The sequence below is a fragment of the Pseudomonadales bacterium genome (genome assembly GCA_041395945.1).
GTDB lineage: Bacteria > Pseudomonadota > Gammaproteobacteria > Pseudomonadales > Azotimanducaceae > SZUA-309.
Map to the genome: position 1 here is coordinate 263,906 of JAWKZN010000001.1, position 22,641 is coordinate 286,546.

Consider the following 22,641-nt stretch of genomic DNA (forward strand, 5'->3'; position numbering starts at 1 on the left):
TTCACAGGAGATATTGCCGAGCGCCGGATACTTCCAGGGCGCGGGTCAGGGTGCCGTCAGTCTGGTAGTCGGCATAGCGTCGCTTCAGACTGGCCAGTGAACGGGCATGGTATTTCTGAGGGCGCTGTTCCCAGTCCCTGCCTCTCAGCCGAACCGTGAAGGTTTCGGCGTCCTCTTCGATTGCCTGTGCATTGGCGCTGGACCAGGGCAGAAACAGACCGGCGACCTGATCTTCGAGCAGGGGCATCAGTGTCCGCGCCAGAGACGACCAGCGTTCGAAATCACCCTCTGCTCGAGGTTCGTTCATCCGCTCGATCCAGGCGAGGGTGTTCGGTGCCTGCAGGGCGATGATGGCGCGCGGTGTCGGATCCCGGTGCGCGTTGTAGATCTGTCCCCACAGTGCGAAGTCGGCAAAAGCGGGACGTTGCCCGAAAAGATAGGGTCGTTCCGCGAAATGGGGCTCGAGCAGGGTAAGCGTGTCTTTGAAGGAGTCCTCGATCTGTCTGGCGGTCTGGGGCGAAGAGCCGACGAACCAGACCCGGTCCACCATGCGCTCTCTGATCGATGCGGCAGTGGCAGAGAGGGTTTCCTCGTCCGCAGCAGGTGACATCATCCGGGCGAGCCGTCGGGAGCAGGCGAGCTGATCCGCTTCACGCGCCCAGCGGTAATGGAACATCCACTTGTTGCCCCACTCATCGGCGAACTCTTCGAGCAGACAGGAGATGAAGCGGGCGGTGGGTTCGCCCGGATGGATCGAGGGATCCGGGTGTTCGGATTCGACGGTCTCGATGATCGGCGTGGAATCCTGCAGCCCCCGACCGTCCGGGGTGACAAGCAGGGGCACCAGGGGCAGTTTTGCGTAGTCGTGAAACAGCGATCCCGCCTCGCCGCGGCTCAGCCACGCATGGGGAAGCTGCTTGTAGCGCAGATAGGATCGCACTTTCACGGAGTAGGGCGATTCCTCGGCACCGATCAGGCGAAAGGGACTGTTGTCCTGGCTGGCAGACACGCGTTGACCTCCGGTCTGGACTGCAACTGTCGAGGTCGAAACAGATAAAGTCAATGCGCTGGCTGACCCGTCTCTGCTTCGGGCAGTAATGCCGCGGAAAAGTTTTCCGTCAATAGGCGATCGATCCATGCGGGCTGATTCAGACGTTCGACAAAGGCGCAGTGTCCGCCCCGGGCGACGCGGGTGAGGTGCAGTGTGTCAGGCAGATTGAGAAATCCGCTGCAGGGAATGACAGGGTCATCTTCTGCATAGACGATGGTTGCCCGGATGCCCTGCAGAGTGTTTCCGGTGAGTGAGTAAGCGTCGAAATAGGCCTGGGTGGACGGGTAGTCGGTCTGCTGGGATACAAACAGATCGGTCAGTTCCGAAACCGTGCGCAGGCGCAGGGCCTGATCGAAAGAATAGTCCCCGGGAAATGCCTGCTGCTTCGCGCGTAATGCCCTATGCCACTTGCGCACGAAAAACAGCCGGTAGCCGGCCCAGCCGCTGTCGATCTGCCGCATGGTGACCGCCGGATCCATCGCGGGGCAGACGGCGATCGTGGGCAGCGGATGTGCACGGGCCACACGCAGGGCGAAATTGCCACCGAGAGAAAACCCGGCGAGTCCGCAGGGACCCGTCGCATGAACGGATTCGATCTGTCGAACGGCTTCTACGACTTCCTGAATGCGTGCGGAATGGAACATTTCCCGATTGAGATGGGCCGTATCGCCATGATCCCGCAGGTTCAGTCGTGCCACTGAGAAGCCGGCATGCCAGAGCTGTGCTGCGGCGGAGAGCAGATAGCTGGAATCCGCGTGACCGAGCCAGCCGTGCAGGAGAATCACCGTTGGTGCGTCCAGGTGCTGGCGGGAAAGCCAGACCTCCAGGGTGACGCCATCTTCTGTGGTGAGCGAATGCCGTTCTGTGGCCACCAGCAGATCGCGGGCGCGGGCCTTTACCCAGTGGCGGCGACCACGGCTGCCGATGAGGGTCTGCAGATGAGGTGAGCGCAACAGTCGCGGTGGATCGAAGTCCGTCAAGGCAGCAGCGCACCACCGTCCACATCGACCGTGGTGCCGGTGACAAAGTCGTTTTCGATGGTGAACAGAATGCCCCGGGCGACTTCCTCCGCGGTGCCGGCACGCTTGATCAGATTGCCGCTGGTTGCCTGGGCGAGGAACTTCTCCCGCTGCTCTCCACTGGCCGGAAACATCGGGGTGTCGATCATGCCGGGTGAGACAACGTTGATCCGCTGTGGCGCAATCTCACCCGCCACCGCCCGCACGAATCCTTCCACCGCATTGCCCACGGTTGAAATCGCTGACATACCCGGTCGGCACTTGCGCGCGGGGGAACCACTTACCAGGGTAATGCAGCCTTCCGGCGTCAGGTGTTCGCCGGCAAGCCGTACCGAGTTCACATAGCCCCACAGTTTCCGGAAGGAGCCGGTGAATCCATCGAGGTCCATCTGCATGAAGGGACCAGTTGCCCGCTCACCACCCGTGGCGGCGTTTACCAGGATGTCGAAAGGGGCGAGTTCGGTGAACAGTTCCGACATGGCATTCCGATCGAGCACGTCCAGGCTGTGGAAGCTGACCTGTCTGCCGGTGCCGATTGTGGCCCGCGCAGTTTCGATATTGCTGCTGCTGCGACCCATTGCATGGACCTGGGCGCCGGCCTTGGCCAGCAGTTGCACAACCGCGAGGCCGATCCCTGAAGTCCCGCCAAGTACCAGTGCGCGCTTTCCGTTTGGATTCATTGTCCGTTGCCTTATGTTGATCAGTTCGCTCAGTTGGCGCCTGGGTTGAGAATTGAAAGCGGCGTATCGGTAGTGATACGCCGCCCGCGAATGCCCTGGCGGTCGAGGAGGGAGATGATGCCCTTCTCGCCCACAAAGTGTGCTGCGCCGATCAGCACGAAGTAGGTGCCGCTGCCCTGGAGGTAGCCGCGTATGGTCTGCGCCATCCCGATATTGCGATCGTCGAGAAGCTGGCGTGTGAAGGCACGGGAGAGCTCCGAGGTGCCGGACTGCTCTTCGAACAGAGCCAGCAGCCGGGCATCATCCCCGCTGAGCCAGGCACGCAGCATGTCGGCGATGATGGCTTCGACTTCGGGTTCCTGATCGAGGGTATCGGCGAGCAGCTGAATCTGGGTCGGCATGGGCTGGTCATAGAGCAGCCTGAGCTGGGTATCCAGAGTCTCCAGTTCCAGCACCTTGCGCTGGCCACGCTGCTGCAGGAAGTGCTGTTCAACGCCGTATTCCTGCAGATAGCCGAGACTGAAGAGACGGGCAATGACCAGTTGATTCATCAGAAAGCCGGGCTTCATGCCGGTGACGCTTGCCTCGGACATGCCATAGCTCGACAGACGGCTGACCAGCCGTCGATAGAGCGGCGCCGGCAGAACGCTCTGCAGGGTCGTTCCCTGGGGATTGAGCTGGATATAGCGGGCGGCGCGCTGCTGCAGTTCGGCCGGAGCGTAGCGGCTGACATCCACTTCCACCACGAGCTGATCGGAACCGGCAAAAGCGGCATCGTACTGAGCGGGGAGAGGATAGAGGCTGGGCTTGAGCACGTGAATGGAACCGGCGAGGTAAACGACTGCCCGCTCTCCCTGGTAGCGCCACAAGTAGAGAGCGTGGGGACCGGGTGGCAGATCCGCACGAATTTCCGCACCGGTGGTGACCGCTTCGGTGTTGAGACGCTTGATCTCACAGCTTTCGCCGATGCCGCGGCGCTCGGCTTCACAGGCCTGCAGTGCGGCGAGAGCGGCGGCCAGATCGTTCGGCTGGGAGTGGGCGATGCCGCGGATCTGGGGGCGGTCGACGGCGACGGCCAGTGCTTTGGGTCCGGGCAGCTGCTCGTAGGCCTGAACATCGACACCCGGTGCCGCCGCCGGGGCGGCCGTAGCGGCCGTGGCCGCCGCTGCAGGCAGTACCAGAGCCAAAACCCAGGATCCCAGAATCCGGTGCAGTGGGAAGTGCATCATTCGTGTCGCACATCTGCGGGTGTTTCACCGGCATCGATGATGGCCTGCTGCACGGCGGCCAGCATGGCGTCGAGCGCCTCGGGATTCGTGCCGCGCATCACCAGAGACGTGCCGTAGCGCTCCTTGCGGAAGAATGGATAGCTGCCCAGATCCACCTGGGGAAACTGCTGCTGAATCTCGGCGAGTGCGGTGGCGATCTGGCTTTCGCCGAGATAGGCGGTAACCGAACGGCTGCGCACCATGGGCCCGGAACGCAGTTTGCCTTCGAGGCTGCCCAGCATGGCCTGCATGACAGACGGGATGCCGGCCATGACAAAGACGTTGTCCATGCTGAATCCAGGGGGACCGCCCGTCGTGTTGGCCACCAGCTGTGCACCCTCCGGGACCTGAGCCATGCGCAGGCGGGCGGCCATCACCGGAGGTGGGGCCGGCCGCGTACGGATCAGGGCGGCGATTTCCGGGTGTTCGACCAGAGGCACACCGAAGGCGCGGGCGATACAGGCCGCGGTGATGTCGTCGTGGGTGGGTCCGATACCGCCGGTGGTGAAGACATAGTCGTAACGCTGTCGGGCGGCGTTCACGGCGTCCACGATATCCCCCTCCACATCCGGGACCACCCGGGCTTCCCGGACCTGAATGCCCCAGCCACCGAGCGTCAGGGCGATGTGGTTGAGATTGATGTCCTGGGTGCGGCCGGAGAGGATTTCATTGCCGATGATGAGCACACAGGCGGTGACGGCGTCTGAGGCCTCGGAAGTCATTTACGTTTCCCTTTTTATTGCGGCATCCAATGCGGGGGCCAAGTATAGCGGCGATGAGGCGTGACAGCGTCACGTGACAGTGTCGGAACGCAGAACCTCCGCGTGATAGACGAACAATCGCGTAAGCGTTTGATGAGTAAGAAGGAGCGTCTACCAGTTCCGCCAGGGTGTGTGAACGGGGTTTTACTTTTCCTTTACAAATCGAACTACACTGTTAGAGTCGCGCCGTCGTCAAGCACCCCCGTCCGGAAAAAGGCGGTAGGAGCCCCAGGATTCAAGCAGATTCCTTGTCGATACAGCGATCGTCGAACGGAGTGACACCTGTATTGAACATTCTCAAAAAACGAAAGCCGTAGCAGATCATGACGTACTCTACCGCCCAGTCTCCGAACCTTCTCCGATCCGTATTCCTGATCCTGCCGGCACTGCTGTTGGCTGCCTGCAGCGGCAGCAGCAGTGGCGGCGGCAACAGCAGCCCCGCTGGCAGTGGTGGTGCGAGTGTCACGCTCAGCGCGTCCGCCGGATCTGTGGCGGCCGGTGGTTCAGTGGTACTCACCTGGTCGTCGAGCGGCACCTCCTCCTGTACCGCCTCCGGCGGCTGGAGCGGCAGCCGCGCAATCTCCGGCAGCCAGACGGTCGGGCCGATCAACCAGACCTCGACCTATACGCTGAGCTGCTCGGGTGAGGGTGGCGGCGCAGTGCGTCAGGTGACTGTACAGGTTGGCAATGGGAATGGCGTCACGGTGAATCTGAGTGCCTCGCCGAGCGCAGTCGCCGCAGGCAACAACTCGACCCTGACCTGGAGCAGCAGCGGGGCCAGCAGCTGCACCGCCAGCGGCGGCTGGTCAGGCAGCCGTGCTGCCAGTGGCAGCTTTACGGTCGGTCCTATCAATGCGCGAACGACCTATCAGCTCAACTGTACCGGCGCGGCAGGCAACGGTGTAGGTATGGTCACGGTGCAGGTCGTGGACAAGACCCTGCGCTGGCAGGCGCCCTCTCTGAATGTGGATGGCACGCCGCTGAACGATCTGGCCGGGTACGTGATTTACTGGGGTCGGAACAGCCGGGCCTACACGGACAGTTTCACGATCAATTCACCCGCCGTCACCGAGTGGGAGGCCACGATGGCTGCGGGCGATTACTACTTCGCGATGACGGCCTTCGACAGTCAGAACAATGAGAGTGATTACTCCAACGAGGTCCTGAAAACCATCCCCGACTGATCCGCACTGCCGTTGCTGAACCACAGGGACCGCCGCGCATTGTCGCGGCGGTTTCGTTTGCGGCCCACCCTGTGCGCTCTGTCACCTTTTGCACGCACGCTTACATTTCACTCAACTTTGTCGATCTCTTCACGGGAAACTTTCCCCTGCTCCCTACAATGGGAACCGTTCGAGAGCTATGCGTAAAGGCGGCAACCCACCGTCCGCCATGTACGCAGCATTTGGCAAGCGAGCGGAGAGTAAAAGTGGGAATAAGAGAGAGCGTGAGCCGCGGAGGGACCCGTGGCTTCGGCAGAGTGTGCCTGTGCGGCACTTTCCTGATCCTGGCGGCGTGCAGCGGAAGCAGCAGCCAGAAAGAATCCGAGATTCTCAGCGAAGGGCTGATCCTCAGCGGCAGTGTCGGCGACGGACCTGTGGTCGGCGCCGATATCCGGGTGCTGGACGCCAGGGGTTCCATCGTTGCGGGTGCGATCAGCGATACCGGTGCCCGCTATCAGCTGGCGATTCCGGATGGCACACCGCTGCCGGTGACCGTGATTGCCAGCGGCGGCACGGATCTGGTCACGGGTCGAGCCCTGGATTTTGAGTTAAGTGCCAAGGCCCTCGAGTCCCACGCCCGTGAGCTCAACCTTTCTCCCTATACCACCCTGGCAAATCAGGCGGCTGACTGTCGTCTCGATCAGAGTGGAGAAACCCGGACGGCGGCACTCGCCGCGTCTCTGAACAACATCCACAGGGCGCTCAATTTCGGCTGGGACCGCGCACAGCAGTCGGACCCGATTGTGGATGAGATCACGGCAGACAACGTGGCCATGGTACTGCTGAGCAATGAGGCTCTGGGTGAACTGATTCGACGTACGACAGCTGCCCTTGCCGCGAGCGCTACGGCAATGAATGCGGATGAAGTGATGCGCAGTCTCGCCTGCGATGTTGCGGATGGTCAGCTCGACGGAGCAGGTCCTCAGGTCCAGCCCCGGGTGGCCATGACGGCTCTGGGTGCAGCCATCGGTGTGCAACTCGAAGTGCTGGCTGGCGAACTTTATGTGGACGGCCAGGATTCAACACCGCTGCTCGACGATGCGCTGCGCACCGTCGCGCCACAGAGTCAGCTCAGTGTGCAGGACGCCCCCATAGTGGATACACAACTGCAGTCGCTGCGTGCCGGCATCTCCGTGATGGAGGGCGTGTCTCCGCGTGGCGAGTTCCGGCGTCTGCAACAGGATCTCAGCGGACTGACCCGGGAGAACGCGAGAGCAAGATCCCGGAGTGCCCTGAGCACCCAGACACGCATGGCACTGACACAGCTGCCTGAGCAGACGGCACTGGCATCCGAACAGGACATCGATGCGCTGATTGAACGTCAGGTAGAGGTGGTGCAGACGGCTGCTCCGGTGTTGTCCTTCTCCGCCGATCGAGTACAGCTGACCAGTGGTCAGACGGCGCGGTTGAGCTGGGCATCCAGCAATACCGAATACTGTGTGGCCACACAGGGCTGGACGGGTGAGCGCGCGGCAGAGGGCGTTTTCCAGACGGCAGCGCTGACAACCGGCACGACCTTCGGTCTCGATTGCTTCGGGCCGGGCGGCAGCGTGTCTGCAACGGTGGTGGTCAATGTGACCGGCACCACGCCCATCCCTGTACCGGAGCCGACGCCAGCGCCACCGCCTCCGGTGCCGGAGCCGACACCCGTACCACCGCCAGCGCAACCGACCCTGTCGTTGCAGGCTGCGGCCCAGTCGGTGGTCAGTGGATCCTCCACGACGCTGTCCTGGGTTTCCACCAATACCACAGGCTGCAGCGCGAGTGGCGCCTGGTCGGGTAACAGGAACCGCAACGGTACCAGCACGGTGGGACCACTCACCTCGAACGCCACCTTCAATCTGAGCTGCACCGGTGCGGGCGGGACCGTGTCTGACTCTGTCAGCGTGACGGTTACCCCTGCACCACCACCGCCCACGCCGTCGGTATCGATAAGTGCAAGCAATGGTTCGATTACGGCCGGTCAGAGTACAACGCTGAGCTGGGCCTCGACGAATGCGTCGAGCTGCGCGGCGAGTGGTGGCTGGAGTGGCACCCGCTCGACTTCCGGATCGCTGACAGTATCTCCTGCTGCGACAACCGCATACACGCTGACCTGCAGCGGAACTGGCGGCAGTCGCGCCGGAAGTGTAACGGTCAACGTGACGGCAGCACCGCCACCACCCCCACCTGCACCGCAGCCGACGGTGACGCTCGGGGTGTCGAATCCGTCGATTGTTGCGGGTAATGCCACGACCCTGAACTGGTCGTCGACCAATGCAACCACTTGTACCGCAGGTGGCGGTTGGAGCGGTGTGCGATCCACAAGTGGTTCGGCAAACGTCTCACCGACTTCGAGCACCAGCTACACGTTGACCTGCAGCGGATCGGGCGGCAGTCGCAGCGCAACGGTTGCAGTGACTGTGACTCCGGCCCCCGCGCCCCAGATAACCTTCACCAGCGCCGACTCGACGGTGTCGTCGGGTGGCACCACCCAGCTGAGCTGGACGTCGACGAATACCACGAGCTGCACCGCGAGTGGGGGATGGTCCGGTTCAAGATCCCTGTCCGGGAATCAGATGGTAGGACCGCTGAGTGCGACCACGACCTACTCGCTGTCCTGCAGCGGACCTGGTGGCAATGTGGTACGCATGCTCACCGTTTCGATGCTGGGTCAGGTGAGTCTCAACTGGGTCGCTCCGGCCCAGAATGTCGATGGTTCTCCCCTCAATGATCTGGCCGGTTTCCGGATCTACTACGGCATATCGAGTCGTGCCTACACGGATGTCGTGGATATCAGCAATCCCAATGCGACCAGTTTTGTGCTGCAGCAGGTGCAGGGTGACTACTATTTCGCGATGACGGCCCTCGATGGCGACGGCAACGAGAGCGCCTATTCGAATGAGGTGCGCAAGACGGCTCAGTGAGAAACCGCCCGGGTTCGGGCGGCCGGTTCCAGGCTCTGAGTCGGCGGGCCCTGAATTTGACTTCAGGGCCGGTCGCCGGGGGGATTCACGAGGCGTTTACAAACGGTACATGGCGGGGACAGGGGCCTACAACGCTCCGACAGACCCTGTGAGCGTTCGGGGCGGACAATGGTCGTGGCTGCTGGAGAACAGGGACACGCAATCGTGGCACACCGAAAGAATGAGGCTTCCCGGACCTGGTTCCGCTCTGAGCGTCTGTTTCGCTCCAATGCTCAGTGGTTCTTTCATACCCGGGAAGGCATTGCGGTCGGGCCCTATCAGGACAAATTTTCAGCTGAAGTGGATGCCGAGATGCTGAAGTCGTCACTCAAAGGCGCTGAGCCTGGGCAGGCGCGCCAGATCATCAAGGAATTCATGCTCGAAAGCGGCAAGACCATGGGTGGACTGAACGACAGTGCTTTTACGGACTACCTGGTGGATGAGGGCGTCAACGCTTTCCGGCATCCGGTGGTGTGACAGACAGTTTATGGGGCGGCGTGTGGACGGGATGGGTGGCTGATCAGCTGCCTTTGAAATCTGGGGTTCTTTTCTCCCCGAAAGCACGTCGCCCCTCTTTGTAGTCTGCTGAATCGAAGCAGGCGTTCACCAGCTTCTCCACAGCAGCGACTTCAGCTTCCCTGCCACCGCGTTCCCAGGCATTCAGTGCAGCCTTGGCCGCCTTCACGGTCAGTGGTGCATTGGCGGCGATACGTTTGGCATAGGCAACGGCCTCGGCTTCAATATCCGCACGGTCGCAGACGAAGTTCACCAGACCCATGCGCAGCGCCTCGTCCGCTTCCATGAACCGCGCGGAAAAAAGAATATCCCGGGCCCGGGCCGGGCCAACGATACGTGCGAGTTTGGCGAGACCCGGATACTGATAGCCCAGCCCGAGTCTGGCTGCCGGAATGCCGAATCTGGAATCCGGTGTGGCGAAGCGGATGTCGGCCTGGAGGGCCGTCGCCAGACCGCCACCGATACAGTAGCCCTCGATCAGGGCGATCATCGGTTTCTCGATCTGGGCCAGCCATCGATTGGCGCGTCCCGCAATGGCGCCGTACTGATCTTCCTGGGAAGCGGAAGAGCGGTTCTTATCGAACTCGGAGATGTCGGCGCCGGACACGAACGCCTTACCGCCAGCACCCCGCAGGATCACGACCCGCACACGATCGTCTTGAGCATAGGCCTCGAGTACATCACCGATGCCCTGCCACATATCGAGCGACAGCGCGTTGTGACGTTCCGGCTGATTGAAGATCAGCCAGCCGAGGCCGTCGTCGTCCGCTCGAGCGACGATCTTTGTCGTCTTCAGTTGCAGGTTTTTGCTCATAAGGGCGGCACGTTACTCCGGCCGGGTCCGCTTGCCAACCCGGTTCGCGCCGGCTGCGAGGCGCCTTTGCCTTGCCCCCGCCATTGGCGGAAACTCTCCGGCTACACGATAAGGAGAGCACATGGATTTCCTTGCCACCGAAGAACACGAGCTGATCCGGGATGCGGTGCGTAAAGTCTGCGCCGGTTATCCCGATGAGTACTGGGCCGAGAAGGACAGGAAGGAAGCGTTTCCCTGGGAATTTTATGACGCCATGGCAGCAGCCGGCTGGATTGGTATCGCGATTCCCGAGGCCTACGGCGGCAGCGGGCGGGGTATCACCGAAGCCAGCATCGTGCTGGAAGAGGTCGCCGCCAGCGGGGCGGCCATGAATGGTGCCACCGCCCTGCATCTGTCGATCTTCGGCATGCACCCGGTGGTGAACCATGGTGATGAAGCACTCAAGCAGCGCTTCCTGCCCAGAGTGGCCAGTGGTGAGCTGCATGTCGCCTTCGGGGTCACAGAACCGGATGCCGGCACTGACACATCGGCCATAGACACCTTTGCTCGTCGTGAAGGCGACCACTATCTGGTACGCGGCCGCAAGGTCTGGACAACCAAGGCGCAGATCGCGGAGCGGGTACTGCTGCTGGTGCGCACCACGCCCAAGGATAAGGTTGCCCGGCGCACAGACGGACTGACGCTGCTCGTTGCCGAGCTGCAGCGACCCGAAGTGACGATCTCACCGATCGAGAAGGTGGGTCGCAATGCGGTCGCCACCTGTGAGGTCGTATACGACGATCTGCCGGTTGCCCTGACGGATCGTGTCGGGGAGGAGGGCAAAGGCTTCCGCTATCTGCTCGATGGACTGAACGCCGAGCGGGTGCTGATCGCGGCGGAAGCGCTGGGCATCGGGCGCGCTGCCATCCGGCGGGCGGTGAACTATGCCAATGAGCGGGTAGTCTTCAATCGCCCGATCGGTCAGAACCAGGGCGTGGCGTTCCCCCTGGGGGAAGCGCAGATGCGGCTCGATGCGGCTGAACTCATGATCCGCAAGGCAGCCTGGAAGCTCGATCGCGGCGAACCCTGCGGTGCGGAGGCCAATATGGCCAAGTGGCTGGCGGCAGACGCGGCGTTCCAGGCTGCGGATCAGGCCATGCAGACCCACGGTGGCTTTGGTTACGCGAAGGCGTATCACGTCGAGCGGTACTGGCGTGAAGCCCGGCTCATGCGGATCGCGCCGATCTCCCAGGAAATGATCCTCAACTATGTGACGGAACACGTGCTCGGCCTGCCCCGATCCTACTGAGAGCCTTAAGCTGGGGTTCAGGTTGGCGGGTTCATTGTGGTGGTCACCAGTATTCAGGATCTCCACACAGGAGGTGTCAGATGTCGAATATGACCCGAAAGCGCGATCTCAGGGGGGCCGGTGCCGGTATTGTGCTGCTGCTGAGCACGGTTCTGTTCGGCGCCGGTGTGTCTGCAGAGCAGGCTTCAGAATCCACCGACCTCGAGGCGCTGGTGGCCCCCATTGCCCTGTACCCGGACGATCTCCTGGCCGTGGTCCTGCCTGCGTCGACCTACCCCCTGCAGGTGGTTCAGGCAGCCCGCTTCCTTGATGACTCGGAGTCCGACAGAACACTGCAGCCAGACCCGGACTGGGATGACTCGATCATCGCGCTGCTCAATTATCCCGAAGTCCTCGAGACCATGAACGAGGACCTCGACTGGACCTGGGCTCTGGGCGAGGCGGTGATCGACCGGGAAGCAGAAGTGCTGGCGGCGGTGGCCGCTTTCCGCGAACGGGCGCAGGTTGCCGGCAATCTGCATTCTGATGACAAACAGGTCGTTGAAATGGTGGACCAGGCCATCGAAATCCGTCCGGCGGACCCGGAAGTAATCTATGTGCCCTACTACGAGCCCGAGCGGGTGGTCGTCTATCAGCCCGCCCGGGTGGTGCACTATTACCCGCGCCCTTACCCGGTCTACTACTACCCCTATCCGGCGGGTCATGTGTTTTACGACAACTGGTTCTGGGGCGTGACCTCCGCCTTCAGTATCGGCTGGAGCACTCACCACCTGCACTACTTCTACAGCAGCTGGGACAGTCATCCCTATTACGGCTATCGCTATCTGGACCGCTACTACTATCGACGTCCGTCGGTCGTCGTATACAACAATTACGTCTACCCGGGTCATTCCAGGCGATACCACGAAGGCAGCTACTGGCAGCGCCGACACTACCAGGCGGGTGCGCGGCCGCAGCACAGAACCGAGCGGGAACGACGCGCCGGAGGCCTCGGCTTGGAAGATCGACGCGGAGCAGGTGAACAGCGTGCGAATCGCGATCAACAGGCGTGGCAGGCACCGGAGAATCGCCGGAACATCGCGTCTGGCCGTGTCCGTCATGACAGGGAACAGCGCCATGCGCTGCAGCCTGATCAGCAGGTACGCAGAGAAGGCGGAAGTCGGCAGCGCCAGTCAGCAGCCAGGCGCGGTGACGTCACCGCGCGCGAACAGCCACGTCATCGAGAAGCGTCGCCGGTTCAGGAACCAGCACTGGTCCACGAACAACCGCAGGTCCGCGGACAACCGCAGGTTCGCGGACAACCGCGTGGCGGCGGGCAACCGCGAAATCGGCAACAGATCAGCGTCCAAAGCCGGAGTGATGGCGCGGAACGGGTTGCCGCAGACAGCGGCCGCCGTGCAGATGCGCGCGCGTCTACCGGGCAGAGGCGTCCTCATGAAACAGCCGTCGCACCTCAGGCGCCGGCAGCGGAACAGTCTGCACGAACACAGCGACCACGGCATTCACAGGCCGAAGTCGCGGTACCCCGGTCTGAACCCCGCGAAGCGCGCAATGCCGGCCGCGAATCACCCGGTGATGCGCGGGAGCCGCGGGGCAGCAGCCGGAGTCAGCAGAAGTCCATGGCGTCCCGCCATGAAAACGACAAACTGCGCGGCCGCTTTCTGCGCTAGCGCCCGAAATCCGCAAGGGCGGCCTCCAGGGCCCGGGCCTGACGGTACTCAGCCGCCCTGTTTATGCCTGATACGCTTTTTTCAAAAACTCAGGCGCGGCGCGCCAGCCGCTTGCGCTTGTGCTGGACATAGTCGACGAGGATGTATTCGCCGAGCTTCTCCGGTGTCGTGTAAAAAACCCGCCCGCCATTGATCTTCGCGATCTCATCCATGAACGCCTTCAGATAGTACGACGCATCCAGCATGAAGGTGTTGATCGCGATACCCCGGGTGGTGCAGTGCTTCACCGCACGGAAGGTTGCCCGGATCGTCTCCGGTGTCGGTGGATAGGCGAACTGTGCCTGACCGTTTTCGAGGTGAGCGGTAGGCTCGCCATCGGAGATCATGATGATCTGCTTGGTGCCACCGGTGTGTTTCGCCAGCAGTTTCTCTGCGAGCAGCAGTGCATGCTGCATGTTGGTACCCAGCACATACTCGTCCCACTGCAGATAGGGCAGGTCGTGGGCCTTGAGCTCCTTGGCATAAGCCGCGAAGCCGATGATGTAGAAGCTGTCTTTCGGATACTGGGACGTGATGAGGTTGTGCAGCGCCAGTGCCACTTTTTTCGCTGCCTGGAAAGAACCCCGTAAGGCCATTGACCAGGACAGATCCACCAGCATGGCGGTCGCCGTGGAGGTGATCATCTCACTGCGGTAGATCTCGAAATCTTCCGGCTGCAGCTGCACCGGCGTCTGTGGTCCATTGCGATCCAGAGCGTTGCGGATCGTACGGGGCAGGTGCAGGTGGAACGGGTCGCCGAACTCGTAAGGTTTGGTCTGTTCGAGCCGCTCGCCGAAGCGGCCCTCTTCGGGTACTGCGTGATTGCCCATGCTCTGACGTTTCAGCCGCTCGTATATCTCACCGAGCGCCTTCTGGCCGATAAGGCGCGAGCCGCGCGGGGTGAGCTCCCAGCGATTGTCGTCTGTCGGGCGGATATAACCGGCCTCTTCGAGCGCCTTCAGCAGTTCGTTGAGTTTGTCGAGGTCTTCGGCCGCGTCTTCACCCATCATGTCGCGCAGCAGGTCCCTGTCGATCCGATCGAGATCGCCACCGCGTTCGGCCCCCTGCACCTGGTTGATGAGCTCGTCGAGCTGCTGCATCTCGTTCATGAGCTGCATGGCGGCATCGAGATCGATGCGTTCGTCGCCACCGAACCGGTACTGAGCGCCGTCTGGATTGAGGAACGCCATCTCCTTGGCGAGCCTGGCCAGTTCCGAGTTCAGCTCCGGATCCCCGAATCGATCAGACAACAGTGATTGCAGCTGCTGCTGCTGCCCCGGAGACAGGGAGTTGAGCAGAGACTGGGCGGCGGCCATCTGCTGACGCATCTGTTCGAGCAGCTCGTCGAGACTGCCTGGCGGATTGTCGCCGAACATGTCTCCGAACTCCTTCATGAAGTCGTCGAATCCGGTGTCTTCGCCGGCGATCTTCTTCACCAGCATGTCATTGAGCGCCTTGAGCATGTCCTTCATGCGATCTATGTCGCCATCGGACATGTTTTTGACCATGTTTTCGATGTCTTTGAAGAAGGTGCTGGCCATGGATCTGCGCAGCTCGTTCAGCAGTTCGAGGAATTTTCGCTGGGCGTCCGGGTTGAGAAATTCGTATTTTTCGAGTGTCCTGATCTGACCTGCGACGTCTTTCGGCAGCTCGTCGAGCTGGGTCTGATTGCGCTCGGCGATGTTTTTCAACACATCGCCGGAGAAATCGCCACTGTCCTTGTTCAGCCACTCTTCGATGCGGTTACGCTCCATCGCCAGGATCTCGTCCAGACGCTCGCGGAAGGCATCAAAAATGCTGGAGAGGTCATACTGTTCGAGCCGCGCCCGCTTTTTGTCCCGCAGTTGCTTGAGCATGTCGCGCAGACCCTGCATGGCGCCGCCCTGGGGCATCTGCATACCTTTGGACATCAGATTGCGCATGGCCCAGCGCAGGTCGCCGTATTCCATGAGATCGTCGGCAAGGGCTTCGAGGATCCTGTCCGGATCCAGCGGCAGTTGCTGAGTGCCGTCCCAGAGGGTGAAGGTATGTCTGGTGAAGGGCTTGGGCATGCTTTTCAGCCTGTGTAGGTTGCGATCCCGGAGTGGTCGAACTTGTTCAGCAGTTTGTGCAGATGCAGACCTTCGAGGACGAATTCAATTGTGGAGGCGCGCATTGCGTCACTCGTATCCCGGTCCGGGAATACGTCACCGAGTGCGGGCACTTTCTCGACGATTCGGCGGTAGTCGGCGGAAGGCGCTGCCTCGCCCGTTTCGACACTCACCCCGGCGTTGAATGCTGCGGCCACCGACTCGAGATCCTTGACATCGTAGCGCCGGTCGAACACTGATTTTATGGCGCCCTGGAGAATCCGGCGGGTGATCTTGTCTTCCTGTCCGTCTTCCATGGCTTCGAACTCGATCTTGCCCTGCAGCGCCGGGGTGATGAATTCGAGATCCGAAATGCGGGGTACCACCTCGGTCTCATCCAGTCGCAAAGCGCGGCGGAATGCGTTTGCCACCAGGGTCTCGAAGCAGGCGATGGAGGTGCGGACCGAGACCCCCGAGCGCTGATTCACATCAGGGGAACGTCGTGCGTGATGAGTGACCTCCACGATGATCTCTTTCATGAAATCCGGCACGTGCATCGGGTGCTCGCCCAGATCGTGTATGGCCGCTTCCTGATCCACGATGTCGATTTCCTGCTGAACGTCGGTGGGGTAGTGGGTGCGGATCTGGGCGCCGTAGCGGTCTTTCAGAGGAGTGATGATGCGGCCGCGATTGGTGTAGTCCTCCGGGTTCGCGGTGGCGACGAGGAAAACGTCCAGAGGCAGGCGCACCTTGTGCCCGCGGATCTGGATGTCCCGCTCTTCGAGCAGGTTGAGCAGGCCCACCTGGATGCGCTCGGCGAGGTCGGGCAGTTCGTTGATCGCGAAAATACCCCGATTCACCCGGGGTACCAGTCCGTAGTGCAGGGCGAGTTCATCGGACAGATAGCGTCCCTCAGCGACCTTGATGGGGTCGATCTCACCGATCAGATCCGCGATGGTGATGTCCGGTGTGGCAAGTTTCTCCGCATAGCGCTCGTCGCGGTGCATCCAGCGTATCGGTGCCCGATCACCCTGTTCCGCCATCACCGCCCGGCCTTCGGCGGAGATGGGCTCGAACGGGTCTTCAGGAATTTCCGTGCCTTCGATCACCGGCGTGTATTCGTCCAGCAGCCCGGTCAGACCACGCACCAGCCGCGACTTTGCCTGGCCGCGTTCGCCTAAGAAGATGATGTCCTGGTTGCCCAGAATGGCGTTGGTGAGCTGGGGAATGACGGTGTCGTCGTAGCCGATGATGCCGGGAAACAGGGGCAGCCGGTCACGCAGACGCTGAATGAGGTTTTTGCGGACCTCTGCCTTGACCGGCAGTACCCGATAACCGCTGGCCTTCAGTTCGCCGAAAGTCCTTGCCTGCGGGTCTGCCATGCCGGTACTCCATGCTGGGTTGCCGGTTAGTCTCTCAGGCACCCCCTGCCGGTGCAACTCGCCTGCCAGCACCTCAGCGTATTTCAGCCGCACCCGACCGGGGACACCCCGCTGGTGCGGCGTCAGGAGGCCCTTGTGGTCGGTTTCCCCAGCATGCGATCGGAGATGATGCGCAACTGGATTTCACTGGTGCCTTCGAAGATTTTGGTAAGGCGTGCATCACGCCAGTGACGTTCCACTGCATGCAGGGTGGTGTAGCCGGCGCCGCCGAGAATCTGCAGTGCATCCGAGGTCACCCGTTCCGCCATTTCACTTGCGTACCATTTGGACATCGAGGCTTCCTTGTCTGCCTTATCGCCGTTGTCCATGAGGGTGGCTGCGTGATACATGAGCTGCCGTGCAGCCTCGACCTCGCTCGCCATGCGCGCGAGCTTGAATCGGGTTTCCTGGAAGTCGGCGATCGGTACGCCGAACTGGACCCGCTCGTGCGCATAGGCTGTGGCGTCTTCGAGGGCGCCGCGGGCCAGACCGATGGAGCGTGCGGCGGTGTGTACACGAGCCGAGTTCAACCAGTTGACTGCGTTCTTGAATCCCTCGCCACCGCCGCTGCCTCCGGTGATGATGTTCTCCTTCGGGATCCGACAGCCATCGAAGGCGAGCTCCCAGGTTTTCCAGCCGTAGTAGCCGATCTTCGGTATGGCGGATCCCAGGCAGCCCTGTGGTAACTCGCCTCGCGGTTTTTCGATGATGAAACTGCCGGTGCCTTTGAAGCCGGCGGTTTCTGCCTCAGCGCCATCGAAACGACCGAGGAGCTGAATGTAGTCGGCGCCATCGGCAAAAGTGCACCAGTACTTGTTACCTGAAATTACCCATTCATCGCCCTGCAGCACGGCTCTGCAGCTGACTGCCTTGAGATCAGAGCCCACGTTCGGCTCGGACAGCGCCACCGCTGCCAGATACTCACCCTGGGCCGCTTTGCGTGTCAGCATTTCGCGCTTCTCCAGCGGCCAGCCGCCGACGTTCATCAGGGAGCTGGCCCGGGCGATGATGCTGGCCACGCTCATCCAGCCGCGCGCGAGTTCTTCGGCGATCATGCTGTATTCGAAGACCCCCAGTCCCATGCCGCCGAACTCCTCGGGCATGCGGATGCCGAAGTAGCCCATCTCGCCCATCTTCCTGCGCAGGGACTCGGGCATGTCACCTTTGATCGGGTCCAGTTCGTTTGCAACCGGGAGGACTTCACGCAGGGTGAATTCCCTGGCCACGTCCTGAATCATGCGGCGTTCTTCAGTGAGATAGTGTTGTGTCATGTCGATCTCTGTCCTGTCGCAGGCGGCTACATGCCATAAAGGTCGGCTCGATCCAGCAGATTCTGCACGATGCGGATGCTGGCAGCGTCCACCATCACGCCATCCACATTGATCGCACCGAGTCCTTCCTTAAGCGCCTGTTCGTAGGCGGCTTTCTGTTTGCGGGCGTCCGCAATCGCCTCTTCCTGCGGGGAAAACACCCGCTGGGCAACCTCCACCTGGCTGGGATGGATGGCCCACTTGCCGACCATGCCGAGGACATAGGATCGTTCCGCCTCTCTGGTGTAGCCCTCGGGGTTGCGGAAATTGGCGTAGGGACCATCTACCGGATCGATCCCATTGGCCCGGCAGGCGATGGTCATTTTATAGCGCGGGTAGTGCCAGAGGTCGGGCGGGTAACCGCCGGTTTCGCCGACGTGGCCCAGCTGCATCTGCTGGCTGGCGGAGTAGTCGCCCATGCCGAAGATGAGACACTCGAGCCGGTCAGAGCAGCTGGCGATGTCTTCCACATTCATCATGCCTTCGACCTCTTCGATGAGGCACTCGATGCCGATGCGGTTGGACAGGCCGAGTTTGGCTTCGAGCTGATCCAGCAGAAGGTGCACGAAGAGCACGTCTGCGGCTGACTTGGCTTTGGTGAGCATGATGGTGTCGAGCTTGTCCCCGGCGCCTGTCACCACCTCGATGATGTCGTCGTGACACCACTGGGTTTCCACGTCGTTGATGCGCACACACAGAGTCCGTGGTTTCCAGTCGAGTTCATTCAGTGCACTGACGATCTTGCCTCGCGCTGCCGGCTTGGCGCTCGGAGCAACGGCGTCCTCCAGATCGAGAAAGACATGATCGAGTTCGAGACCGGCTGCTTTGGCGAGCATTTTTTCGGAGCTGCCGGGCACCGACAGCTGACAGCGTCTGGCGCGCTTGGGTTGCATTTCCATGAAAGAGTCCCTCAGACGGTTTGGTTGTCCTGTGCATAGTGGCTGCGGCGTTTGATCAGAGTTGTGCGTTCGCCTTCAAACACCACTTCGTCCCGCTGGTTCACACCGTAGTGACGAAAGCGGACCATACCGCCGTCTTCCCGGTCTGCGTCGGCGGTCTCGAGAACTTCGGTGTAGGCGTACAGCGTGTCACCGTGGAATACCGGCGATTTCAGTCGGATTCTGTCGAGCTTCAGTTCGGCAAGCGCGTTCTCCCCGGTATCCTGCATGGCCAGGCCGATGATCATGGAAATGGTCACCCCGCCGAACTGCAGTCGGCTGTTCCAGCCCTCTCTGCCCATGGCGTTCTGCTGCATGGCGTGTTCATTGAAGTGACCTTCAGCGGTGTTGAGCACCATCAGTGTGATACCGACATTGTCCTGTTCGCACATGGTCTTGCCCCGCGCATGGCGCATGAGCTGGCCGGGCTGGAAATCTTCGAAATAGTTGTCATTACCGGTGAGCGCCATGGTCATTCCGCCTGCCTGTGTCTGCGTACCAGGTTGGTGCGATGAAAATCGACGACCCGTTCTCCGGACTGGTTGAAGCCCTCTGTGTGCCAGGTGACGATGCCGAAGTTCTTCTGGCCTTTGGAGTCACGGCTCGCGGTGACCGTGCTGCGGGCGGTCAGGGTGTCGCCTGCATAGACCGGCTGGTGGAAATTACAGTCATCCACCCCCAGAAAGGGTCCGCCGCCTTCACTGAGGTCTTCCACTGAGAGGCCGAAGACCGTATTGAAGACCAGCAGCGGATTGACCACGGTGCCCGGATGTCCGAGGGAGCGGGCATAGGGTTCGTTGAAATAGAGGGGGCAGAAGGACAGCGTCTGGGTGGTGAAGGCGGCATTGTCGCCGTCTGTGATGGTTCTGCCCCAGTGGTGCTCGAATACCCTGCCCGGGGTCATGTCTTCGAATCGATTGCCTTTGCGCCGCACCACGGCCCGGAGGCGGAAATCTTCGCTATCATTCATGGCTGTCTGAGTATCTCTGCGCGAGAGGAGGATCATTGCACAATCAGACCGAAGGCCAAAGCCGGACCGAAGGCCAGACCGCCCGGGTGTACTGCTCGGAGCAGAGCGTCCTGGAACCGGTGTGGGGTACGGCAGACTGCGTGGACGTGTGGCTGCTGCTCGAGTACCGGCCGGCGTGGAAGGCCAGGGCACTGCAGGACAACGACCTCGCGGCTCCGGTTCGGCACTGGCTGGACACCACGCTCGAAGCGCTGGCCTCCGCCGGCTATCGTGCACGACCCCAGTTCATTCGCCGTCCTGAGATCGATGACGATCGCACCCGTCTGCTGATTGCGGGCAACGATGCGCTGGTCGAATATTCCGGAGTCGGCTACGGATTCCTCGAGGATGTTGAAGCCGTTGCGGCGATCCGCAGGCCGGGTGGTGCGGCAACGCAATCCCAGCCCCTGTACTTCGTCTGTACCAACGGACAGCGGGATCTGTGTTGTGCCCGATTCGGATTGCCTCTCTATGCTGCGCTGCGGGCGCGGGTGGCTGACCGGGTCTGGCAGATTAATCATCTGGGTGGACATCGGTTTGCACCCAATGTGCTCACGCTTCCGAATGCCTGTCTTTACGGCCGGGTGACCCCGGAAAAACTGGATGATTTCCTCAGCCATACCGAGCCTGGCGCGGTGGACTTTCAGCGACTGCGGGGTAGAACCCGCTACCCGCCGCTGGTCCAGGCTGCCGAGGCGAGTGTCGCCAGAAACGGACTGCGGCTCCTGCAGGTCGAAGGCGATGAACGGGAAGCGGTGGTAACGTTTGCAGACGATGTTGAACTGGTGAAAGTCGGGGTCAAGCGCAGTGACGAAGCACTGCCGGTGCTGATGAGCTGTGGCGACGAGGGTGCCGGGTCGGTGTATCCCTATGTCACTTCGAGGATTCAGTCGATTTCAAGCTGACCGTAAGCCCAGCCGGTCTGTCATTCTCTCAGCTGCAGCTGTTCTGGACCTGCTCGGGATCGATTCCCGGTCCGAATCGACGTTCGCCCTTTGGAATGCCTTCAGCCACGAAGTCCCGCAGCCGCCGGGTGAGGGTTTCTGCATCCAGATTTTCCGCGGCCATGGCAGCACGGGTGCTGAAGGGGTGTGCCAGGGTGAGCTGGTAGCGCTGCTGTTTTTTATTGAGCAGTTCCCGGAACAGGGTCATATCCCGCAGTTCGTCGTGCAGCAGGTAGAACAGGTAGTAAACCCATGAGTTGCGGCCGCTGATGTGCATGGGAATCACCGGGCAGTCATAGCGATTCGCGAGGTTGATCGCGGTGGCCTGCCATGGCCTTTCAATCAGACCCTTGAGTGTCGGTTGTGCGAGCCTTCCGGAAGGAAATATCACAATCAGGCGCTCTTCCCGGAAAGCGCGCGCCATACCTTTAACGGTTTCCCTGCTGCGCTGCCGTGTGCGGCGCTCGTTCACCCATTCCACGGGAACAATCATCTGTTCGAGCTCCGGCGCTGCGCGGATGGCGTCTCTGTTCGCAAAAAAGGTGATGTCTTCGCGCACCGAACGAATTGCATCGAATACGGCGACACCATCGGCGATACCGGCGGGATGGTTGGGCATCAGAATCGCAGCCCCGGCAGCTGGAAGGTTCGCCAACCCCTCTACCTCCACCTGCATCTCGAGCATCGCGGTGAGGTGGTGGAAGATTTCCAGAGCGGACATCGACTTCACCGTTTCCACGAGATCCACCGCCTGCTGATAACCGAGCAGGGGGTACAGCGAAGACTGCACGAATCGCCACACGAGCCGATTGCGCATCAGCCGGCCGGCGCGCTCTTCGATCAGTGTGTCGACGATGTGCGGCATTGGTCGATAAATTCGGCGACAGCCAGATTGAAAGCAGCCGGTGCTTCCATGTTCATGCCGTGCCCCGCGTCGAGCTCCACGATGCGCAGGTCGGCCATGGCGCTGCGCGCATGCTCGGCGTGAGGTGTGAAACGTCGCTCTTTCGTGCCCCAGATAAGACAGGCGGGCCTGGTGTTCTCAGCCAGCCGTTCCCGCATGGAGACCGCAGGATTGGTGACTTCCAGGGTCATCGCTATGCCGAGCGGATTGTGCAGCTTCGCGTCTGCGAGCAGAGCGCCCTGCACCGCTTCCGGCAGACTGCGGGCGTGGCGGGGATGCACGGGAATTCGCACCATGGCGCTGTGTCCGCCCGAACGGATTCCTGCCGCAGCCTCCTTCGATCCGGCGCGCCAGGCTTGCCGCTGAGCGGCATCTGCCAGTCCCGAGGTGGAATTGGTGAACAGATGACCGGTCACCCGCTGGGGATGTTCAAAGGCATAGCGCAGGGTCAGTCCGGCACCCAGCGAGTACCCCAGGAGGAACCAGCGCTCGACGCCGAGTGCGGTGCGGATGGCTTCGAAGCAGGCGACGTAATAGCCGGGTTCGTAGCAGGCTGGGTCTGCGGGGCTCGGCGAGTTTGCGTGCCCGAAGAGTTCCACCGTCACAGGTGTGCACACCTTGCCAAGCGCTTCGATGTTGAGCATCCACTGAGCGCGGCTGCTCAGGAAGCCGTGCACGAGTAGAAGGTGCGGTCCCTGACCTTCGTGTACCTGCCAGTGCGGAAGTATCATCGCCATGGTCTTATTCGCGGGGTCTATTCGTGCGAGCGGTG

The 22,641-nt window shown here is 61.5% G+C and carries 20 protein-coding genes; 6 read left to right on the plus strand and 14 right to left on the minus strand.

Translation table 11 applies throughout. The annotated features are described in order from the left end of the window. Position 1 precedes the first annotated feature (1 nt). Genes R3E82_01260 through R3E82_01280 form a run of 5 tightly spaced genes read right to left on the minus strand, consistent with a single transcriptional unit; the run spans position 2 to position 4,740 of the window. Positions 2–1,009, minus strand: coding sequence for a glutathione S-transferase family protein (locus R3E82_01260; protein ID MEZ5549495.1), 1,008 nt, complete (start codon positions 1,007–1,009; stop codon positions 2–4). A gap of 50 nt (positions 1,010–1,059) precedes the next feature. Continuing rightward, complete coding sequence (locus R3E82_01265; protein ID MEZ5549496.1) at positions 1,060–2,031, minus strand: alpha/beta fold hydrolase; 972 nt, start codon at positions 2,029–2,031, stop codon at positions 1,060–1,062. Beyond that, positions 2,028–2,750 (minus strand): SDR family oxidoreductase, encoded by a 723-nt coding sequence (locus tag R3E82_01270; protein ID MEZ5549497.1) that lies wholly within the window; start codon positions 2,748–2,750, stop codon positions 2,028–2,030. The genes R3E82_01265 and R3E82_01270 overlap by 4 nt, the downstream gene beginning before the upstream one ends. 29 nt (positions 2,751–2,779) lie before the next feature. Continuing rightward, entirely contained in the window at positions 2,780–3,937 is a 1,158-nt protein-coding gene (locus R3E82_01275) for a TraB/GumN family protein (protein ID MEZ5549498.1), read from the minus strand. A gap of 38 nt (positions 3,938–3,975) precedes the next feature. Then, positions 3,976–4,740, minus strand: a complete 765-nt coding sequence (locus R3E82_01280) for a molybdopterin-binding protein (GenBank protein ID MEZ5549499.1) — start codon at positions 4,738–4,740, stop codon at positions 3,976–3,978. A gap of 362 nt (positions 4,741–5,102) precedes the next feature. Here R3E82_01280 and R3E82_01285 point away from each other — a divergent pair, with 362 nt between their 5' ends. The 3 genes from R3E82_01285 to R3E82_01295 all read left to right on the plus strand — a co-directional run bounded on the left by R3E82_01285 (position 5,103) and on the right by R3E82_01295 (position 9,424). Then, complete coding sequence (locus R3E82_01285; GenBank protein ID MEZ5549500.1) at positions 5,103–5,963, plus strand: hypothetical protein; 861 nt, start codon at positions 5,103–5,105, stop codon at positions 5,961–5,963. A 263-nt stretch (positions 5,964–6,226) separates the two neighbouring features. Then, entirely contained in the window at positions 6,227–8,908 is a 2,682-nt protein-coding gene (locus R3E82_01290; protein ID MEZ5549501.1) for a hypothetical protein, read from the plus strand. Positions 8,909–9,112: 204 nt separating this feature from the next. Continuing rightward, positions 9,113–9,424 (plus strand): DUF6316 family protein, encoded by a 312-nt coding sequence (locus tag R3E82_01295; GenBank protein ID MEZ5549502.1) that lies wholly within the window; start codon positions 9,113–9,115, stop codon positions 9,422–9,424. A 43-nt stretch (positions 9,425–9,467) separates the two neighbouring features. On the opposite strand, the gene R3E82_01300 is transcribed toward R3E82_01295, so the two are convergent. Further along, complete coding sequence (locus R3E82_01300; GenBank protein ID MEZ5549503.1) at positions 9,468–10,277, minus strand: enoyl-CoA hydratase; 810 nt, start codon at positions 10,275–10,277, stop codon at positions 9,468–9,470. A 121-nt stretch (positions 10,278–10,398) separates the two neighbouring features. On the opposite strand from R3E82_01300, the gene R3E82_01305 reads away from it, so the two are divergent. Together R3E82_01305 and R3E82_01310 are read left to right on the plus strand one after the other, a co-directional pair. Beyond that, positions 10,399–11,565, plus strand: a complete 1,167-nt coding sequence (locus tag R3E82_01305; GenBank protein ID MEZ5549504.1) for an acyl-CoA dehydrogenase family protein — start codon at positions 10,399–10,401, stop codon at positions 11,563–11,565. Positions 11,566–11,645: 80 nt separating this feature from the next. Then, entirely contained in the window at positions 11,646–13,235 is a 1,590-nt protein-coding gene (locus R3E82_01310) for a DUF3300 domain-containing protein (protein MEZ5549505.1), read from the plus strand. An 89-nt stretch (positions 13,236–13,324) separates the two neighbouring features. Here the strand turns inward: R3E82_01310 and R3E82_01315 are convergent, their stop codons facing one another. From R3E82_01315 to R3E82_01340, 6 genes are all read right to left on the minus strand, one after another. Beyond that, entirely contained in the window at positions 13,325–15,325 is a 2,001-nt protein-coding gene (locus R3E82_01315; GenBank protein ID MEZ5549506.1) for a hypothetical protein, read from the minus strand. Between the two features lie 5 nt (positions 15,326–15,330). Continuing rightward, on the minus strand, positions 15,331–16,725 hold the full coding sequence (locus R3E82_01320) for a sigma 54-interacting transcriptional regulator (GenBank protein ID MEZ5549507.1): 1,395 nt from the start codon (positions 16,723–16,725) through the stop codon (positions 15,331–15,333). A gap of 122 nt (positions 16,726–16,847) precedes the next feature. After that, complete coding sequence (locus R3E82_01325; protein ID MEZ5549508.1) at positions 16,848–18,035, minus strand: acyl-CoA dehydrogenase family protein; 1,188 nt, start codon at positions 18,033–18,035, stop codon at positions 16,848–16,850. Between the two features lie 26 nt (positions 18,036–18,061). Further along, positions 18,062–18,973, minus strand: coding sequence for a CoA ester lyase (locus tag R3E82_01330; GenBank protein ID MEZ5549509.1), 912 nt, complete (start codon positions 18,971–18,973; stop codon positions 18,062–18,064). 11 nt (positions 18,974–18,984) lie between these two features. After that, on the minus strand, positions 18,985–19,482 hold the full coding sequence (locus tag R3E82_01335; GenBank protein MEZ5549510.1) for a MaoC family dehydratase: 498 nt from the start codon (positions 19,480–19,482) through the stop codon (positions 18,985–18,987). Positions 19,483–19,484: 2 nt separating this feature from the next. Next, the gene (locus R3E82_01340) at positions 19,485–19,982 is read right to left on the minus strand and encodes a MaoC family dehydratase (protein MEZ5549511.1); all 498 of its coding nucleotides are present in this window, start codon (positions 19,980–19,982) and stop codon (positions 19,485–19,487) included. A gap of 35 nt (positions 19,983–20,017) precedes the next feature. On the opposite strand from R3E82_01340, the gene R3E82_01345 reads away from it, so the two are divergent. After that, entirely contained in the window at positions 20,018–20,926 is a 909-nt protein-coding gene (locus tag R3E82_01345; protein ID MEZ5549512.1) for a sucrase ferredoxin, read from the plus strand. 28 nt (positions 20,927–20,954) lie between these two features. On the opposite strand, the gene R3E82_01350 is transcribed toward R3E82_01345, so the two are convergent. Then, on the minus strand, positions 20,955–21,830 hold the full coding sequence (locus R3E82_01350; GenBank protein MEZ5549513.1) for a 1-acyl-sn-glycerol-3-phosphate acyltransferase: 876 nt from the start codon (positions 21,828–21,830) through the stop codon (positions 20,955–20,957). Next, positions 21,806–22,606: an alpha/beta hydrolase gene (locus R3E82_01355; protein MEZ5549514.1), complete on the minus strand. Its 801-nt coding sequence runs from the start codon at positions 22,604–22,606 to the stop codon at positions 21,806–21,808. The genes R3E82_01350 and R3E82_01355 overlap by 25 nt, the downstream gene beginning before the upstream one ends. Positions 22,607–22,641 lie beyond the last annotated feature (35 nt).

Bases quoted from the DNA above. Each gene is read 5' to 3' on its own strand.
- R3E82_01330 (MEZ5549509.1), bottom strand. From the start codon at position 18,973: ATGGAAATGCAACCCAAGCGCGCCAGACGCTGTCAGCTGTCGGTGCCC.
- R3E82_01350 (MEZ5549513.1), bottom strand. From the start codon at position 21,830: ATGCCGCACATCGTCGACACACTGATCGAAGAGCGCGCCGGCCGGCTG.
- R3E82_01270 (MEZ5549497.1), bottom strand. From the start codon at position 2,750: ATGAATCCAAACGGAAAGCGCGCACTGGTACTTGGCGGGACTTCAGGG.
- R3E82_01315 (MEZ5549506.1), bottom strand. From the start codon at position 15,325: ATGCCCAAGCCCTTCACCAGACATACCTTCACCCTCTGGGACGGCACT.
- R3E82_01320 (MEZ5549507.1), bottom strand. From the start codon at position 16,725: ATGGCAGACCCGCAGGCAAGGACTTTCGGCGAACTGAAGGCCAGCGGT.
- R3E82_01300 (MEZ5549503.1), bottom strand. From the start codon at position 10,277: ATGAGCAAAAACCTGCAACTGAAGACGACAAAGATCGTCGCTCGAGCG.
- R3E82_01340 (MEZ5549511.1), bottom strand. From the start codon at position 19,982: ATGAATGATAGCGAAGATTTCCGCCTCCGGGCCGTGGTGCGGCGCAAA.
- R3E82_01335 (MEZ5549510.1), bottom strand. From the start codon at position 19,482: ATGGCGCTCACCGGTAATGACAACTATTTCGAAGATTTCCAGCCCGGC.
- R3E82_01310 (MEZ5549505.1), top strand. From the start codon at position 11,646: ATGTCGAATATGACCCGAAAGCGCGATCTCAGGGGGGCCGGTGCCGGT.
- R3E82_01355 (MEZ5549514.1), bottom strand. From the start codon at position 22,606: ATGGCGATGATACTTCCGCACTGGCAGGTACACGAAGGTCAGGGACCG.
- R3E82_01280 (MEZ5549499.1), bottom strand. From the start codon at position 4,740: ATGACTTCCGAGGCCTCAGACGCCGTCACCGCCTGTGTGCTCATCATC.
- R3E82_01305 (MEZ5549504.1), top strand. From the start codon at position 10,399: ATGGATTTCCTTGCCACCGAAGAACACGAGCTGATCCGGGATGCGGTG.
- R3E82_01285 (MEZ5549500.1), top strand. From the start codon at position 5,103: ATGACGTACTCTACCGCCCAGTCTCCGAACCTTCTCCGATCCGTATTC.
- R3E82_01325 (MEZ5549508.1), bottom strand. From the start codon at position 18,035: ATGACACAACACTATCTCACTGAAGAACGCCGCATGATTCAGGACGTG.